Source organism: Candidatus Woesearchaeota archaeon, assembly GCA_016928155.1.
Lineage (GTDB): Archaea > Nanobdellota > Nanobdellia > Woesearchaeales > JAFGLG01 > JAFGLG01.
This window is the reverse complement of record JAFGLG010000005.1, coordinates 110,864-125,798: the sequence shown is the minus strand read 5'-3', so window position 1 is coordinate 125,798 and position 14,935 is coordinate 110,864. Positions and strand designations below refer to the sequence as shown.

The 14,935-nt window shown below is 38.9% G+C and carries 20 protein-coding genes; 7 read left to right on the top strand and 13 right to left on the bottom strand.

Annotation, left to right across the window (positions count from 1 at the left end; genetic code table 11):
* Window positions 1–47 precede the first annotated feature (47 nt).
* From JW968_02390 to JW968_02370, 5 genes are all read right to left on the bottom strand, one after another.
* Window positions 48–395 (bottom strand): hypothetical protein, encoded by a 348-nt coding sequence (locus JW968_02390; protein ID MBN1385807.1) that lies wholly within the window; start codon window positions 393–395, stop codon window positions 48–50.
* 267 nt (window positions 396–662) lie between these two features.
* Window positions 663–977: a hypothetical protein gene (locus JW968_02385; protein MBN1385806.1), complete on the bottom strand. Its 315-nt coding sequence runs from the start codon at window positions 975–977 to the stop codon at window positions 663–665.
* Window positions 974–1,237: a hypothetical protein gene (locus tag JW968_02380; GenBank protein MBN1385805.1), complete on the bottom strand. Its 264-nt coding sequence runs from the start codon at window positions 1,235–1,237 to the stop codon at window positions 974–976. The genes JW968_02385 and JW968_02380 overlap by 4 nt, the downstream gene beginning before the upstream one ends.
* 321 nt (window positions 1,238–1,558) lie before the next feature.
* Complete coding sequence (locus JW968_02375; GenBank protein MBN1385804.1) at window positions 1,559–2,443, bottom strand: hypothetical protein; 885 nt, start codon at window positions 2,441–2,443, stop codon at window positions 1,559–1,561.
* Complete coding sequence (locus JW968_02370) at window positions 2,440–3,018, bottom strand: hypothetical protein (protein ID MBN1385803.1); 579 nt, start codon at window positions 3,016–3,018, stop codon at window positions 2,440–2,442. Before JW968_02370 ends, JW968_02375 begins: the two co-directional genes overlap by 4 nt.
* A 106-nt stretch (window positions 3,019–3,124) precedes the next feature.
* On the opposite strand from JW968_02370, the gene JW968_02365 reads away from it, so the two are divergent.
* The 4 genes from JW968_02365 to JW968_02350 all read left to right on the top strand — a co-directional run bounded on the left by JW968_02365 (window position 3,125) and on the right by JW968_02350 (window position 5,826).
* Window positions 3,125–3,871 carry a hypothetical protein gene (locus JW968_02365; protein MBN1385802.1) on the top strand — a complete coding sequence of 249 codons (747 nt, stop codon included), beginning with the start codon at window positions 3,125–3,127 and terminating at the stop codon, window positions 3,869–3,871.
* A 209-nt stretch (window positions 3,872–4,080) separates the two neighbouring features.
* On the top strand, window positions 4,081–4,503 hold the full coding sequence (locus JW968_02360; protein MBN1385801.1) for a hypothetical protein: 423 nt from the start codon (window positions 4,081–4,083) through the stop codon (window positions 4,501–4,503).
* Window positions 4,504–4,643: 140 nt separating this feature from the next.
* The gene (locus JW968_02355; GenBank protein MBN1385800.1) at window positions 4,644–5,204 is read left to right on the top strand and encodes a YdeI/OmpD-associated family protein; all 561 of its coding nucleotides are present in this window, start codon (window positions 4,644–4,646) and stop codon (window positions 5,202–5,204) included.
* A 154-nt stretch (window positions 5,205–5,358) separates the two neighbouring features.
* Window positions 5,359–5,826: a hypothetical protein gene (locus tag JW968_02350; GenBank protein ID MBN1385799.1), complete on the top strand. Its 468-nt coding sequence runs from the start codon at window positions 5,359–5,361 to the stop codon at window positions 5,824–5,826.
* Between the two features lie 207 nt (window positions 5,827–6,033).
* Here the strand turns inward: JW968_02350 and JW968_02345 are convergent, their stop codons facing one another.
* Entirely contained in the window at window positions 6,034–6,816 is a 783-nt protein-coding gene (locus JW968_02345; protein MBN1385798.1) for an HNH endonuclease, read from the bottom strand.
* Window positions 6,817–7,056: 240 nt separating this feature from the next.
* Here JW968_02345 and JW968_02340 point away from each other — a divergent pair, with 240 nt between their 5' ends.
* Window positions 7,057–7,530 carry a tryptophan-rich sensory protein gene (locus JW968_02340; protein MBN1385797.1) on the top strand — a complete coding sequence of 158 codons (474 nt, stop codon included), beginning with the start codon at window positions 7,057–7,059 and terminating at the stop codon, window positions 7,528–7,530.
* A gap of 373 nt (window positions 7,531–7,903) precedes the next feature.
* Here the strand turns inward: JW968_02340 and JW968_02335 are convergent, their stop codons facing one another.
* From JW968_02335 to JW968_02325, 3 genes are read right to left on the bottom strand one after another with little or no spacing between them, the layout of a single operon-like run.
* On the bottom strand, window positions 7,904–8,299 hold the full coding sequence (locus tag JW968_02335) for a hypothetical protein (GenBank protein ID MBN1385796.1): 396 nt from the start codon (window positions 8,297–8,299) through the stop codon (window positions 7,904–7,906).
* Window positions 8,290–8,694, bottom strand: a complete 405-nt coding sequence (locus tag JW968_02330) for a hypothetical protein (protein ID MBN1385795.1) — start codon at window positions 8,692–8,694, stop codon at window positions 8,290–8,292. Before JW968_02330 ends, JW968_02335 begins: the two co-directional genes overlap by 10 nt.
* 25 nt (window positions 8,695–8,719) lie before the next feature.
* Window positions 8,720–10,090, bottom strand: coding sequence for a radical SAM protein (locus JW968_02325; GenBank protein ID MBN1385794.1), 1,371 nt, complete (start codon window positions 10,088–10,090; stop codon window positions 8,720–8,722).
* Between the two features lie 128 nt (window positions 10,091–10,218).
* Here JW968_02325 and JW968_02320 point away from each other — a divergent pair, with 128 nt between their 5' ends.
* Window positions 10,219–10,467: a hypothetical protein gene (locus JW968_02320; protein MBN1385793.1), complete on the top strand. Its 249-nt coding sequence runs from the start codon at window positions 10,219–10,221 to the stop codon at window positions 10,465–10,467.
* Window positions 10,468–10,502: 35 nt separating this feature from the next.
* Window positions 10,503–10,898: a hypothetical protein gene (locus tag JW968_02315; GenBank protein ID MBN1385792.1), complete on the top strand. Its 396-nt coding sequence runs from the start codon at window positions 10,503–10,505 to the stop codon at window positions 10,896–10,898.
* A 5-nt stretch (window positions 10,899–10,903) separates the two neighbouring features.
* On the opposite strand, the gene JW968_02310 is transcribed toward JW968_02315, so the two are convergent.
* From JW968_02310 to JW968_02295, 4 genes are read right to left on the bottom strand one after another with little or no spacing between them, the layout of a single operon-like run.
* On the bottom strand, window positions 10,904–11,653 hold the full coding sequence (locus JW968_02310; protein MBN1385791.1) for an ABC transporter permease: 750 nt from the start codon (window positions 11,651–11,653) through the stop codon (window positions 10,904–10,906).
* Window positions 11,650–12,444: an ATP-binding cassette domain-containing protein gene (locus JW968_02305; protein MBN1385790.1), complete on the bottom strand. Its 795-nt coding sequence runs from the start codon at window positions 12,442–12,444 to the stop codon at window positions 11,650–11,652. The genes JW968_02310 and JW968_02305 overlap by 4 nt, the downstream gene beginning before the upstream one ends.
* 44 nt (window positions 12,445–12,488) lie before the next feature.
* Window positions 12,489–13,673: a cation:proton antiporter gene (locus JW968_02300; protein MBN1385789.1), complete on the bottom strand. Its 1,185-nt coding sequence runs from the start codon at window positions 13,671–13,673 to the stop codon at window positions 12,489–12,491.
* 42 nt (window positions 13,674–13,715) lie between these two features.
* The gene (locus JW968_02295; GenBank protein ID MBN1385788.1) at window positions 13,716–14,891 is read right to left on the bottom strand and encodes a cation:proton antiporter; all 1,176 of its coding nucleotides are present in this window, start codon (window positions 14,889–14,891) and stop codon (window positions 13,716–13,718) included.
* Window positions 14,892–14,935: the final 44 nt, after the last annotated feature.

Genomic DNA, 14,935 nt, shown 5'->3' with positions numbered 1-14,935 from the left:
ATGGCTAAGCATTGGTATTGTCTGATCCAAAGAAGCTGGCCAGTATGTCAGGATTCAAAGCATAGTTGGTATTTCTCACTGTAATCATCTGTCAGTATATCGACTGTTCTGCATCTGCCATCGCAGTCAGAGTCAGTTGTGCATATCTTGTGGCAGATTTTGTCCCCGCCTATGCTTTCCTGTGGCACTTGTCCTGCGGGGCTGTTTCCTCCTGCAATGCTTTCATAGCAGAAATATCCTTCTGGGCAGGGTGAATAGGAATCAGCCAGTCTTGAGCATTTTATGATTTTTTGGGCAGGGATCACTTCACTTGGCTGGCATCCATAGAGGATGGCCATTGAAAGGACCATTGATATGATGGTTGACAAGATGATCAGAGTATGTATTACTTTCATGTGTTGTATTTTTCAATGCTGGATATATAAATTTTTCTTGGATTATGGCTCTGTGCGGGAAGCATCGGCTTTGGGTCAGAATGCTTTTTTTAGTGCGGTTCGGGGGCATTGCGGGCAGTCGCTCTCCTGATGTTTGTTAAGCTCAATTGTGTTTAAGTTCTAAATTACGAAAACAGGGGTTCGGTGCTTCGCGCATAGTGTGTTTAACCTCGCAAAAACCTATCATCTCTTTTGATGGCAAGCGCCAGAAGATGCTCATGGATTTCTCTAATACTTGAAGATCCTCTCATATTCTTTGTGGTTCATCCATGATATGATGATTGCAATAGGTGCTGGATCAGAGCCAGTTATCGAGTAAAGCAATCGATAGCCTTGCGGGAGGTCATATTTCCAGAGGTTAGTGATTCCATATCTCTTGATGTATGTCTTTGGTATCTTCCTTTTGCCTATATGGACTCCGATGAAGGCATCATCAGAGATATTATCCAAGGCCCTGTTTATCCAGTCCTTGATCTTGTCATCTTTCAGTCCGAGAAATTCTGACTTCAGTCTTTTGGTCGCGAAATATATTCTTGATTTCATCTTGCCCGTAGATCGGGTCTAGATAGGGTTCTTTCTGCGAGCTTCGGGTTCCAGATCCAGCCGATGGTCCCATTGCGGTCAATCCCTATCCTGAAGCTCTTCTGGAGATGATTGATGGCTTCAAGGTATGTCTGCCACATGACTTTCTTTGGCAGCTTCTCCCACAATTGCCTTCTGTTAAGCTCTCCGCTGTATCTCTCTATGGTCTCTTCAATCATCTTGACAGTCCTCAGTGTGGGTGATCTGGCATTCTCTATCATAGATCCCTTGTATATCAATTGATATATAAATCTTTCTGTGTCCCTTATCAATCTAAGCATAGATTTCTATCTGTTCGCAAGCAATAAATGCCTTTTGCACATATCCTTGAAAGATTTGTCAAGTTCTCGAAAGCTTTGCATCTCCAGCAGAAGAATCAATCTTCAGATAACCCTCCCAGAACTATCTTTGCAGATCACCCGGATTATCCACAATCATATATTGCACTAACAAGAAGAAATCAGCCTTCCAAACACAACATATTAGCATATCAATAATTAAGTTCAATAAATTTGAAGTCCTAAAAATAGAAGGGGCAATTTCTATTCTAACCAAGAATAATATGGACTTAGTGTGTACAAGCCTGCTCTAAAACTGGGATTTTTCTCAAATATAATCCTAAATTGAGATACAAGAGGTTGGTTTAGATGAGGTTCTAAATTCTCTACATTTGTTTCTTGAGCAATTTCCTCTCTGAATTCTTTAAAATAATTTCCAATATATGGTAAAGACCATAAGTTAAATTTCTCACTAGCATTTGTCATTATTCCATTAGCCACTTCAACCACTTCACGCAATGTATCATTTTTAATTCTAGGAGCAGCTTCCTTTAGATAATCAGTTACAGATTTTCCATTCAGGTCTTTCATTAATTCATTATACTCAAGTCCAAGATACGATCCAAGGACAGCCATCAAGATTGGAGTTTCTCGATTCTTTGAAAGACCCATGTTTAAATCATCCAATATTGAGAAAAGTTGAGTACCTGAATAGATCTCTTCAATTTCAAAATAATTGCAAGCTTTTCTATATGCATTTTCATAAGCTTTAGATACAATCTGCTCGCTATGTATTAAAGTTTCATCAGCATCAAATAGAAATAAAACATCTTCTAAACCCTTTTCCTCTTTTAATCTGTCAAATTCTGTTCCAACATTATCATCATTAACTTTTATCAATCTTTCATCATATTCTCCTTCCCATTGATTTCCATAACCTAATACATAAACGTCAAAATCTTGGGGATTGTTTAACACAATGCCATCTCCCCAGCTATCTCCTACAATAACAAAGCTACCAAATCTTTTAGATGCGCTTGCAAGAACTCCTAAAATGCCATCTAATGTTTTCTTCTTGCCTACTAGACTATAATCTGGTTCAAAACTTGCTCCTAAATGCTCTTTCCAGAATTCACTTGCAGATTTCATTTTATTATTGAATGGGGTATATCTTGCTCTTTTATAGCAGCCAAAACTTTTCTTTGTTCATCTATGTACAAAGATTCAATATTTGGAAAACCTCTTAATTTCATTTTTTCCTCTAAATACAATCTCCATTGAAAATCCAGAAAACTATCTTTGAATCTCTCTTTATGAGCAGATTTTTCTTCAATCTCAGATTCTTCTAAAACAGGTACAATGACATGACAGGGAAGCTTCTTCAATTTTGAAATAACTTTAGAATAATTTTCTTCAAAATCTTTATTAAATTCCCATTCTAATACTCTTGCTGAAATATGAAATCTTTCTAGTATGAATATTGCGTTTGAATCTTTTTTTAAGGTATCATTAACATAATCTAAAAAAACTTGATAAAATCTTAATCTAATCTCTGATACGTTTGGTATATGAACGTGGGTATAGTTAAATAACAGCTGTTCATCTGTAAATGTATAGATATTTTTATCTCTGAAATGATCATAAAGTTCTTTCTTTATCGTGCTTTTACCTGCACCACTTATTCCTTCAAATATGAATACCCTTGTGTTTTTTGGAATTTTCATTTTTATTACCTAATATGAATAACATATACAGGTATATTAATATTTGTTGTAAATAATTTACTACAAAATAGAAAGACTTAAATACAAGCAAATATTATCAAAAAGTATGGAAGAACCTAAGATAATAAATAATTTAGAGGATTTTGGACTGACAGAAAAAGAGACAAGAGTATATTTGGCAAATTTAAAGATAGGCACCTCAAAAGTTAATGAAATCGCAAAAAAAGCAAATATTCTGAGAGAAACAACTTATGCTGTGTTAAGATCATTAATAGAAAAAGGATTAGTTAGTCATGTTATCAAATCTGGTATTAAGTATTTTGAAGCTGTTGATCCCAGTGAATTAATTAATATTTTAGAAGAAAAGAAAACCAAAATTGAATCAATCTTGCCTGATTTGATAGATATGAAGATGTCTGTTATGGAAAAACCAGAAATAACAGTTTATGAAGGAAAAACAGGATTGAAGACAATTCTTGATATGATTATTAAAGATAAACCAAGAGAATTATTGCAGTTAAGCTCAGCAGATATTCTTGAGACCTTACAATTCTATTTCCCTCATTGGATTAAAAAAAGAATTGAGAACAAAATTAAAACAAGAATCTTGAACCAAAAAACAGCTAAAATGATTTATTATAAAAGAACTGGAAAAGAAGCATTGCGTGAAGTGAGATTTTTACCAGCTAATTTCAAGATAACTACCTCTAATTTCATATATAATAACAAAATAGCAATAATGACAATGAAAGCAGATAATATAATAGGTGTAATGATTGAAAATAAAGACATAGTTGATACTGAAAAATCCCAGTTTGAATTCATTTGGAAGAATTCTAAAGCACAAAAATAGAAATTGCCCTTTGATTCTGTGTCTTGATTGCTCACTTTGTTCGCTTGATAGAACGCCCTCTTTTCCGACTCTGCGGACGCAATTTTCCACACTTTCTTATGGAAAAAGAAGAACAGGAATGATATTCAATCCAGGAGCCCGGCCTTTATCTTTAACTCAATTTGACTTTATCAATACATTTATAAAATCCTGTCTTTACAATACTTATGATGAAAAATAAATATCCATTTATTGGGATTGTTGCCATATTATGTTTACTCTTGATTGTTGGTTGTATGCAGAAGGAAAAATGGGATATCCCGCCGATTGGTGAAGATTTTTCTGAAATAACCGAATGTATTGTGGGTGTTCGGGTGGATTATGATTCAGAAATTGTCGTAAGTAAAGACAAAGATGTTGAGCAAGTATTCAACAACTATATCTCTTGGGCCAAGGATAATGATGAAGACATTTTTGGATATGGTAATAACTGGAGATTTGAGAATGCAACAGTTCACGGTCTGTATGAAGGAACAAAGTATTGGAAAGTAACTGCTTCTTGGTTTTCAGAAGATGATCAAAAGTGGAGAATTCAGACTGTTTTTGATGTAAGTGAAAACGGAGATGTTGTAAGATTATTAGGTTGTATCTAATTATGGCTGGCTCCTCAACTCTGAAATATTGCCTTCGGCATCGTATTAAAAATCAATCCCTAAAAGGAGAGAACAGTGATTGATTGCAATTGAAAAAGTGCGCCGAATGTTTTATATATGTGATAACCTCTTAAGATAACATGGAGTTAGGAAAAACACTGTATGTGACTGATAGAAAAAAATGGCGTTCATGGCTCGCTAACCATAATAAAGAAAAAGAGATCTGGCTCATTTATTATAGGAAATCGTCTGGCAAGAAAAGGATTCCTTACAATGATGCTGTTGAAGAGGCACTTTGCTATGGCTGGATAGATAGTATCCAAAAAAGCATAGACAAAGAAAAATTTGCACAAAGATTTTCTCCAAGAAAACCGAATAGTGTGCTTTCACAAATGAACAAGGAACGCATCCATAGGCTTATCAAACAAAAAAAAATGACAGTTGATGGTCTCAATGCTGTTGAACACGTGTTTGATGATTCTTTGAAAGATTCAAAATGTATAATCAAAGCAGATATTCTAAGATTATTAAAGGAAGACAAAAAGACTTGGGAGAACTTCCGGAGATTCCCTGAGTCATACAAACGTATTCGTATTGAATGGATAGAAGGAGCCAGAACTCGCCCTGGACTTTTTAAGAAGAGACTGGAATATTTTCTTAAGATGACTGCAAAGAATAAGAAATATGGCATGGTACAGTGATAGCTCAATGACGGCGCACTTTTTCAGCTTCTTCGGCTTCGCTTCGACCACGCTGTCCTCTCGCTTCGCTCGGGGAACTTGACAGTGATTAAACTCAATTATTTTTTAGTGTGCTAGCAGAAGATTTATTAACCAGAGACATTTAAGAATTAATATGATTCCAAATTTATTCAAAAAAATTCCGATTCCAAGTAAAATTCCAAAAGAACTTGATGACAAAATTAAGGAATTTTCCAAATCAAAAGACAAGGAAGAATTTTTGAAAAAGTCTTTTTATTACATTGTAAATAATTGGGGTGGAAGTAGAATTAATTTATTTTGTAAATTTTCTAGATTATATCAAAAAGACCTTAATAAAATAATTCAAACAAAAGGATATATGCATTGCACTACTATGAATTATTTGTTGAGAATTATGGCAGTAAAAAGCGGTCTTTTTAATGATAAAGATATTCAAATTAAATTAACTAATTCTTGGTATATTGCACCACACCGATATTTGGAAATTAAAGTTTCAGATAAAAAAAAGATTTATCTTGATCCTTGGAATTATCAATTTGGAATAAATTATGGTCAATATGGTTCTGGTTTTGATTCAATAAAATTTAATCCTATAAGATAACGCACACTTAAAAATAACTTCTTCGGCTTCGCTTCGACCTCGCTGTGCTCTCGCCTATCGGCTCGGGTCAATTAATATAACATCGGGTGCTGTTAAATGAGGGTGTGGACGAAGTCCCAAAGTGCAATGTCCCATTGAGTTTTTGAATTGCGTATATAAATTTCGAACGAAGTGAGTGTAAATGTTCGAAGAACTAAGAGGGGGATTTTACTTGTATATGTTGATTGTTTTAGATTTTCTATAAGGTTTTTGTGCAGAATTTTGAAGTTGTATTTTTGTCAAAGATTCAGCAATAGAATGACAACCTGCACAAACCACAATTAAATTACTCTTGCTATTATTTGATGGATTTTTATCTATGTGATGAATGTGTAATTGTCTTTTATTTTCTCCACATAACTGACAAGCATTGTCTGCCCTATTAAATAATTCTCTTTGAACACTCTTCTTTATTGGAACTCTAACTTTTCTATTTGATTCCTTTTCGTCATCAAATCCTAAATTCATCGAACTTCCTTTTTTCTTAATGTATTGGGGTTTTGGTGCTTCTCCTAACCATTGACCTTTTTCTTCGTTCCACTCTTTATCAGAGCCATATTCACATTTTTTACATATATAATAATGCTTATCATACTTTCTATCTCGCATTATTGTTTTTTCACTTCCAGGAACATTTTCAGTTGTTCCATCAGAATACTTGTAAACTTTTGAATAATATCTATATGGTTCTTTTTTAATACCTAAATCTTCTTCCCATTCTCTTTGTTCTTTTTTAGAGAAAGGTCTTTTACAATGCGGACATCTTGTGTTCCACATAAAATATGTTGCTGCTCCAAAAATAAAAGCTACAACGACGGAAGGAACCATTAGATTTGAAGAAACATTATTTCCAACAATAGAATAAATAACTAAACCGATTCCGATAAGAGCAACTAATCCAGTATAATATAATGGTTCTTTGTAAAAAGGAAGTGGTTCTGTATTATTCATTATATAATTTAATTGCAACAATTCATATATAAATCTTTTTAGTAAAATCCCCCTCTTTTTTTTGTTTTTAGCAATTCAAAAATTTCATTTTACAGCAATCATAAGCAACACTCTGCTGTTATCAAGCAGGTCCATGATGGATATGTGCCCAAAATGAATAAAAGACTGATAATATCTATGGGGGTAATATCAGTCTCCTGCATCACTAAATTTATATACCCAGCATGATTATTGCCTTCTATGAACTGGACAAAGCTCATAATCTCACTTGTAGTATGCCAGCTTGCTGGCATTATAGGCTCTATCTTCACTTCATCTTCAATCCCGACTTGGTATGCAGCAATCAAGAAACCAGCATTCAATCCTCCTAACTGGATATTCGGCCCTGTCTGGATTACATTGTTTGTCATGATGGGCATCTCCCTTTATCTTATCTGGAATCTTGGCCTGAGCACAAAGGCTGCCAAGATAGCGATCATCATCTTCGGGATCCAGCTTGTCCTCAACACATTGTGGTCCATCCTCTTCTTCGGGCTCCAGTCGCCTTTTTATGCCTTTATAGAAATAATAATCCTTTGGATATTCATCCTGGCATCAATAATCTCTTTCTACCCCATCTCAAGGACAGCATCATTATTATTAGTGCCCTACATCCTCTGGGTCTCTTTTGCTGCAGTCCTGAACTTCTATATCTGGAGACTGAATCTAACATGAAGAAGACATCCAAATTCATTTACTGGACACCGAGGATTTTATCAATTTTATTCATCATATTCCTAGCTCTCATGTCATTGGATGTATTTGGGATGAGTGCAGGTTTCTGGCAGACAATCCTGGCATTATTCATGCATAATATCCCAGTATTTATCTTATTGATTGTGTTGTTGATATCCTGGAAGCACGAGATTGTGGGAGGAATTGCGTTTATATTAGCAGGAATTATCTATATCACTTTGCTTTTGATCACTTCTATCAAGTCAGGCTTTGAGTGGTACTATCTGGCATGGGCCATACAGATATCAGGGATTGCCTTCCTCATAGGGATTCTGTTTCTTATTGGCTGGTCCAAGAAGAGAAGATAGTGGACTCATTTCACTTGTCCGACAGCCATGATCGCCACAGCGAGGATCACAAGTGTTGCCGGGATCATTGTCAGGTATTTAAGTGGCTCAAAGAACACTGCAGCAATCAGAAACAGTGGCATCAGGACAGCTCCGATGATCATGCATATTGAGCCTATCCTTTTAATCTTTTCTTTGAGCTTTACTTTATCAATCTCATACCCATACAGTATGTTGATGATTGCAAGCGCAACAAAGGCGATGTGAGATAGCCGCAGCATCCTTCTGGGAAGCGCTGTGTAATCCCCGACAGGAGAGATAATCGGCCCGTTGAATGCCCACATCCCCATGACTGCTCCGACAATGAGTCCGACTAGGATCCAGATCCATCCAAAAGATATATTTTTCTTCCCTATTTCCATTTTGAGTATCTGCCGTCTTTGCTGGCATGCACCAGGAACCACACAAACAAGAGCAGGAATATTGCGTCGATTATTGCGAACCAGAAGAAGGTCACATTGGCAAGGTCTGCAAAATAGAAGTAGCCTGTCAATCCGCTGTACACGAATTTGTAGACGATGCCGAGCTTCACAAGGTCGATGTTCCTGTAGAGGTTTCTGAAGACAAAGTAATAACCGACTCCCATTGCTATGACGAACGCTGCTGCCATCTGCAGGTACATCGGATATACTGGGAGTGTGATGTTGAAGTATGCGTAGGCTGGCTTGTAGAAAAAGAAGAACAATAGCCCCAATATCACATCATATATTGCAGCCACCAAGAACAGTGCTTTGAAGAACCCCTCTTTGTCTGCCATGCAATACCCAAGGACAGGCTATTATTTAAATATTCCGGAATGATCTGGGGAATGTGCCGTCTTTGGATAGGTCTTTTATCCTTTTCCTGAAGCCGACGCTGATGGCAACCAGGCCTATCACCCCAAGCAGCCTCCTGATTGAGGGTCTTGAGAGGAAGCTGCCTGATCTGTAGAACAGCCTCCTGATGACTGCTTTCTTTGAATAGAATCTTCTTGTTATCCAGCTCACACCATCATACACTTCCTGTGCTGTCATGTTCTTCGGCTTGAATACTATATGCCTGAAATCATACTTGGGATAATCATCAGATATTATCCTTTTCTGTTTCCGGAATTCCTTGTGCATCACTGTGCCTGGAATAGGGGTAAGATAGATGGCAAGGAATGAGTCTGTCTTTGTATCATTCAGGAAATCAAGGGTGTGCCTGAACACTGTCCTGTCATCCTTGTCGAACCCGAATATGAATCCTGCTTCGATCCCGATGCCATGCTTGTGCAGTGTCGCGATGCTTTTCTTGTACTTTGCGATGTGGTTATGCCCTTTTCCCATGTCGTCGAGATTGGCTTTTGATATTGATTCGAATCCGAGGAACAGCCCGAAGCAGCCGCTTTTTGCTGCCAGTCTGACAAGCTCTTCATCTTCTCCTATATCCGCTGTAGCCTGGCTGATCCAGTATATCTTGAGCGGGATAAGTGCCTTGAAGAGCTTTTTTGCATACTCCCGGTCCCCGATTATGTTGTCGTCCACAAAGAAGATGAACTTTTTCGGGAAGGATTTCACATTATTTATGTCCCGGATCACATCCTGTATCGGTCTTGTCCTGTGCCTGTGATGATAGAATGGTGATGTTGAGCAGAACCTGCAGTGATGCGGGCATCCTCTTGATGTCTCGACAAAGTTGGTGTTGACATAGCCCATGCCTTTGAATATCTCCCATTTGGGGATTGGCAGATATCCTAGGTCTCTTTTCTGGTCATTTATATATCTCTTCTTGAGCTTGCCTGCCTTGAGGTCCTTCAGCATCTTCTCCCACATGCCGTCTGCATCTCCTATGATGATGGAATCTGCATGCTTCAGGGATTCGTCTGGCATCAGACTGGGATGTAACCCGCCAAAAACAACCTTGACTCCTTTTTTTCTGAATCTATCAGCGATCTCATAGGCTCTTTCTGCAATCGATGTATTGACTGAGATTGCGACCAAGTCAACTTCAATATCATAATTTATAGGAGAGATCTGCTCATCAGCAACAATTATCCTATCCTCTTTTGGGGTGAGGGCAGCGATGTTCGCCAGTGCAAGTGATGGGAATCTCAAGAAGATTGTGCCTTTTGGCTTGTGCGGCTTTGCAGCTCTAAGGAAATCCTTTGTCAATGACACCAATAGTATTCTCATGCATCCTCTGTGGGGTATTGATTATTTAATCCTTTGTGTTGTATAATATATCCATCAGGGCATGTTTAGAGGGGTGCACCATAATATATTTAAATACATAGTCTATGATCTTTCCTGAGGTGATATTATTGGCAAGAAAGGCAGCAAAAAAGGGTACCATAAAGGATACTAAACCCGGGATGGATATGTGTGCAACAGACAGCAGGTGCAGCATGAACGGATGCACTGGCGCATTCTATGGTCTTGGTTTCATCGGCGCTGCAGTATATTATATCTCAACAGCGACAGGCTTCTGGAACGGAGTTCTCGGTTTCCTGAAGGCGATTGTCTGGCCGGCATTTGTAGTGCATGGGCTGTTGAAGTTTTTAGGGTTATGATTTTTAACCCATTTTTGATATTTGAGATGTAAACAATGGATAAAGACAAGGCATTTAATATTTCTGTATTTTCCTTAATTCTGATAGTTGTTATTTCTGCGTTTACTGTCCTATTATCAGGTCTATCGCCAAATATTGTATTACTCATATTATTGATACTATTGTCAATAATATTTGGGGTGTCCTCTTTGTATTGCATATACAGATTAGAGATGAATTATCAAAGAAGTGATCCGAGGACTACTTTTTACATTGCATTTATAATACTGGAATTAGTATTTGCAGTATTATGGAAATTCCATATTCATGTTAATCATTTGCTGGAAGAGCTCATAATTGAACCTTTTGTTGCACTTACTTGGATTCCTGCAATTCTGATATTCATATTTATTCTGCTGAAATTCATTATCTCCAGGCCGAAAAAAATATGATTTTTTTATATTTCTATCTTCGAGAACAAGTATGCTCCTATCAGGCCGACGACTAATGCTACCCCTCCAACAACAGAGAGATCTGTTATCACACCTAGGTGAGCCACCCCGGTAAATGAATATCTCAGTGCATCCACCCCATATGTCAATGGGTTGAATATCGTGATGGTGTCAATCACCTTCGGCAGGCCTTCCAAGGGGAACAGCGCTCCTGAGAGAAAGAATATGGGCATTATCAGGAAGTTCATGATTAGCTGGAAGCCGTGCATGTCCTCGAGCTTTGATGCTATTGCTGTGCCTAATGAGGTGAAGAGCATGGCTATCAGGAACATGAATAAGAAAGCCAGCGGGAGATGCATCCAGTTGGCTGGCCTGAAACCGACAATCATGCTCATGAGGAATACTATTATGCCCTGCACTGTGGCCACAGTTGCTCCCCCTAATGTTCTTCCGAACATTATCTTCACTCTTGATATCGGTGCAACAAGAGTCTCTTTCAGGAATCCGAACTGCCTGTCCCAGATCACTTCTATCCCATTGAACATTGATGTGAACAGTATGCTCATCGCTATCACTCCAGGAGCAAGGAATTGTATGTAATCCCCTCCTCCTGCTCTCTGGTATATCGGCCCGAATCCGAATCCCAGTGCTACAAGGAAAAGCAGTGGCTGTCCAAGTGATCCGATTATCCTTGGCTTTGAACGCCAGTATCTTTTGATCTGCCTGAGCCAGAGTATATAGATAACTTGCATCATCTCCTCCTTATTCTTCTCACTAGCCTCATCCTGTCGAGTTTTGAGGCATGGTCCTCTCGTATCGTCTTCCCTGTTATCTTCAGGAAAGCCTCTTCCAGTGATCTTGATTTTGTTGATTTCTTGAGCTTCTGGAGGGATCCTTTCTTCATTATCCTTCCATGGTCTATGATGATTATCTCATCAGCTGCCTTCTCTGCCTCAGGCATGTAATGTGTTGTGAAGAAGATGGTCATGCCTTCTTTCTTGTTCAGTTCAAGGATATGCTCCCAGATGTTCTCTCTTGTCTGCGGATCAAGCCCTAATGTAGGCTCATCGAGGAATAATATCTTCGGATGATGGATAAGCCCGCGAGCGATCTCAAGCCTCCTTTTCATCCCGCCGGAGAATGTCTTCACAAAATCATCTTTCCTGTCCCAGAGGTCTACGATAGAGAGCAGGTATTTGATCCTTTCAGCTCTTTCCTTCTTTGGAACTCCATACAGCACTCCATGGAATTCCATGTTCTCGTATGCTGTTAGCTCATCATCCACGCTTGGGTCCTGGAATACTATCCCGAATGATTTTCTCACGATATCCTTCTCTGTCACAGGATCATTGCCATCTATCTCTAATGTCCCAGAAGTCGGATTCAGAAGTGTGGTGAGCATCTTTATTGTGGTGGTCTTGCCGGCTCCGTTCGGTCCGAGGAAAGCCACTATCTTTCCGGGCTTCACGCTGAATGATATATCATCAACCGCCTTGATATGCTTGAAGCTCTTGCTCAGGTTCTTAGCTACGATAATATCTTTCATTGATTCTGTCAGATTATTATCCCTTTAAAAATATTGTGAAAGATCTAGTACTTTGCAGCAAGTTGTTTGAATATGATAGGGGATATTATTGTTGTGAATAGGGACATTATGACTATTGCTGTGAATATCTGCGGACTGATTATAGAGGCTTTCAGCGCTATCGTGGCTATGACAAGCTCAACATCCCCTTTTGGGTTTAGCCCCCATCCGAGCATGTGGCCTTCTTTGAAAGATCCCTTGCCAAGCAATGTGCCTATTATTGTCCCGCCGACTGTACCTAATACTGCAATCAGGATAAATGCAAGTATTAGATGGAAATTTCCTTGTATCAGTGTGAGGTCTGTGTTGAATCCGACCCATATGAAGAACAATGGTATCAAGAATCCGAACGCGATTATATGTGTCGATTTTGCGATATCATGCTCCTCCCAATTTGGTATATTGACCTCTTTGAAGATTGTCTGCCTCACTATCATTCCGGCTATCATGGCCCCTATCAGCAACCCGAAACCCAGGAATTCTGAGAGGCTTGCGATCAGCAGGACTATTATCATGGAGCCCATGAATCTTGCAGTGCTTGATTTTTCCTTATCGAAGTACTTCAGTGTGTGTGGTATGAACCATAGCCTTGATGCGACCACGATGAACAGGAATATGAGGAGATCTATCAAGAGTCTTGACAGGGTCAGGTTCGATATCGAGAAGTGGAATATGGAAAGCAACGATGTCACGAGGATAAGTTCAATGATGTCATCGACTGCGCCTATGCTGATCACAAGATTGCCGAGCTTGGATTTCAGTTTCTTCATCTCTTCCAGTATATCGATTGATACTGACTGTGCGCTCACTGAAAGGCTCACTCCGATTATTATGCTTGGCAGCATCTCAAAATAAAATAGGTATCGCATCACGAGGAAGCCAGTCAAGAAGGGTATTGTTGTATTGAACAATGAGATTAATATTGATCTCTTGATATTTCTGGAGAATGCCTTGAAGTTGGTCTCAAGTCCCACATAGTAGAATAATAATATTATCCCCAGATCTGAGAGAAATGTCAGGGTGTCTATTGATGGCTGGCTTAATGTTACGAATTTGAAAGTTATGCCTAAAAACAATCCTGCACTTATTTGGCCTACAACCCTTGGCAGACCCAATAGTCTGAAGAATTCCGCGAAAACATAGGCGGATATGAGGCAGATGAGCACCGCAGTTATTGGCTGGATAATCATTCTTAGGCTACTGGTGATTCTACTTAATAAATCTTGCTGATTTCAAGAAGCCTTCGGCCCTATCTTCCACTTGGTGATAAGATAAGACATGAGCATAGGCACTACGAATTTGAATGCTATTGTGGTGCCGATAAGGACAGAATAAAGCTCAGAATGTATCAATCCTCTGTCGAAGAGGAACTTGATGATGACAATGCTTGTGCTGAATTTTACAGTCAGGGCAATTCCCAGGATGATTGATTTTCTCTTGCCAAGGACAGCCTTGCCTGTGAAATAACTGGCCAATATCTTGGTCATGTTTGTCATCAGCACTAGGAGCACTATCAGCAAAGGAAACTTCAGTATATAACCTACATCTGTATCGAGACCGACCCACACGAAGAATATTGGTGCGAAGAAACCATAAGACATGGTCCTTATCTCTGAATCTATGAATTTAAGCTTCTCTCTAGGCACGATGTTTCTCAATGCAATGCCGGCAAGCAGGGCACCGAGTGCAGCTGATTCGACAAATGCCCCCACTCCTATGAAAAGGAAGATGAAGAATATTATGAAGAGGAAGAATGAGGGAATATCCTTGAATTTGAATGAAGGCAGTTTTTTGTGGTATCTTATCAACAGGAAGACTACTCCAAAAAGCAAGCCAAGCAGGAAAAGGTCTCCCCATATGGTCAGGTGGGTATGCCCCACCGATCTTCCGACAAGTATGGCTGCAACGATTATTGTAGCTATCTCCACAATGTCATCCAGCACTCCTATGCCGAGAATGGCCTGCCCGAGCTTGGTCTTTGTCAGCTTGAACTCATCCAATATTGGGAGGAGCACTGCCTCTCCCACTGTTGCGAATGATGAGGCCACAAGTATTGCAATCATCCAGGGAGTTCTGAAGATATAGTGCACGAGTACAGCTCCGACAATCGTCTCAAAGACAATGATGGCCGCTGTTGTCTTGAATATGAAGCTTCCCTGCTTCAGGATATTCTTTATCTCCAGTTCAAAGCCTATTATGAACAACAGGAAGTACATGCCTAGCTCTGCCAGGAACAGGAATGATGATGAAGATGTAATGTCTGAGAAAGGGTTATATGCAGCTAATGCGAGACCTATGAGAAGAGAAGAGAATATCCAAGGTATTCTTATCCTTTCGAGAAACCTTCCCACAAGGAATGTCAGGAGGAATACGCCAGCCAAGAACAGTATCAGGTTCAAATATTTCACCTCTTGTTTGAATTATGGGGTCAGTACTTATAAATATTGTGGAT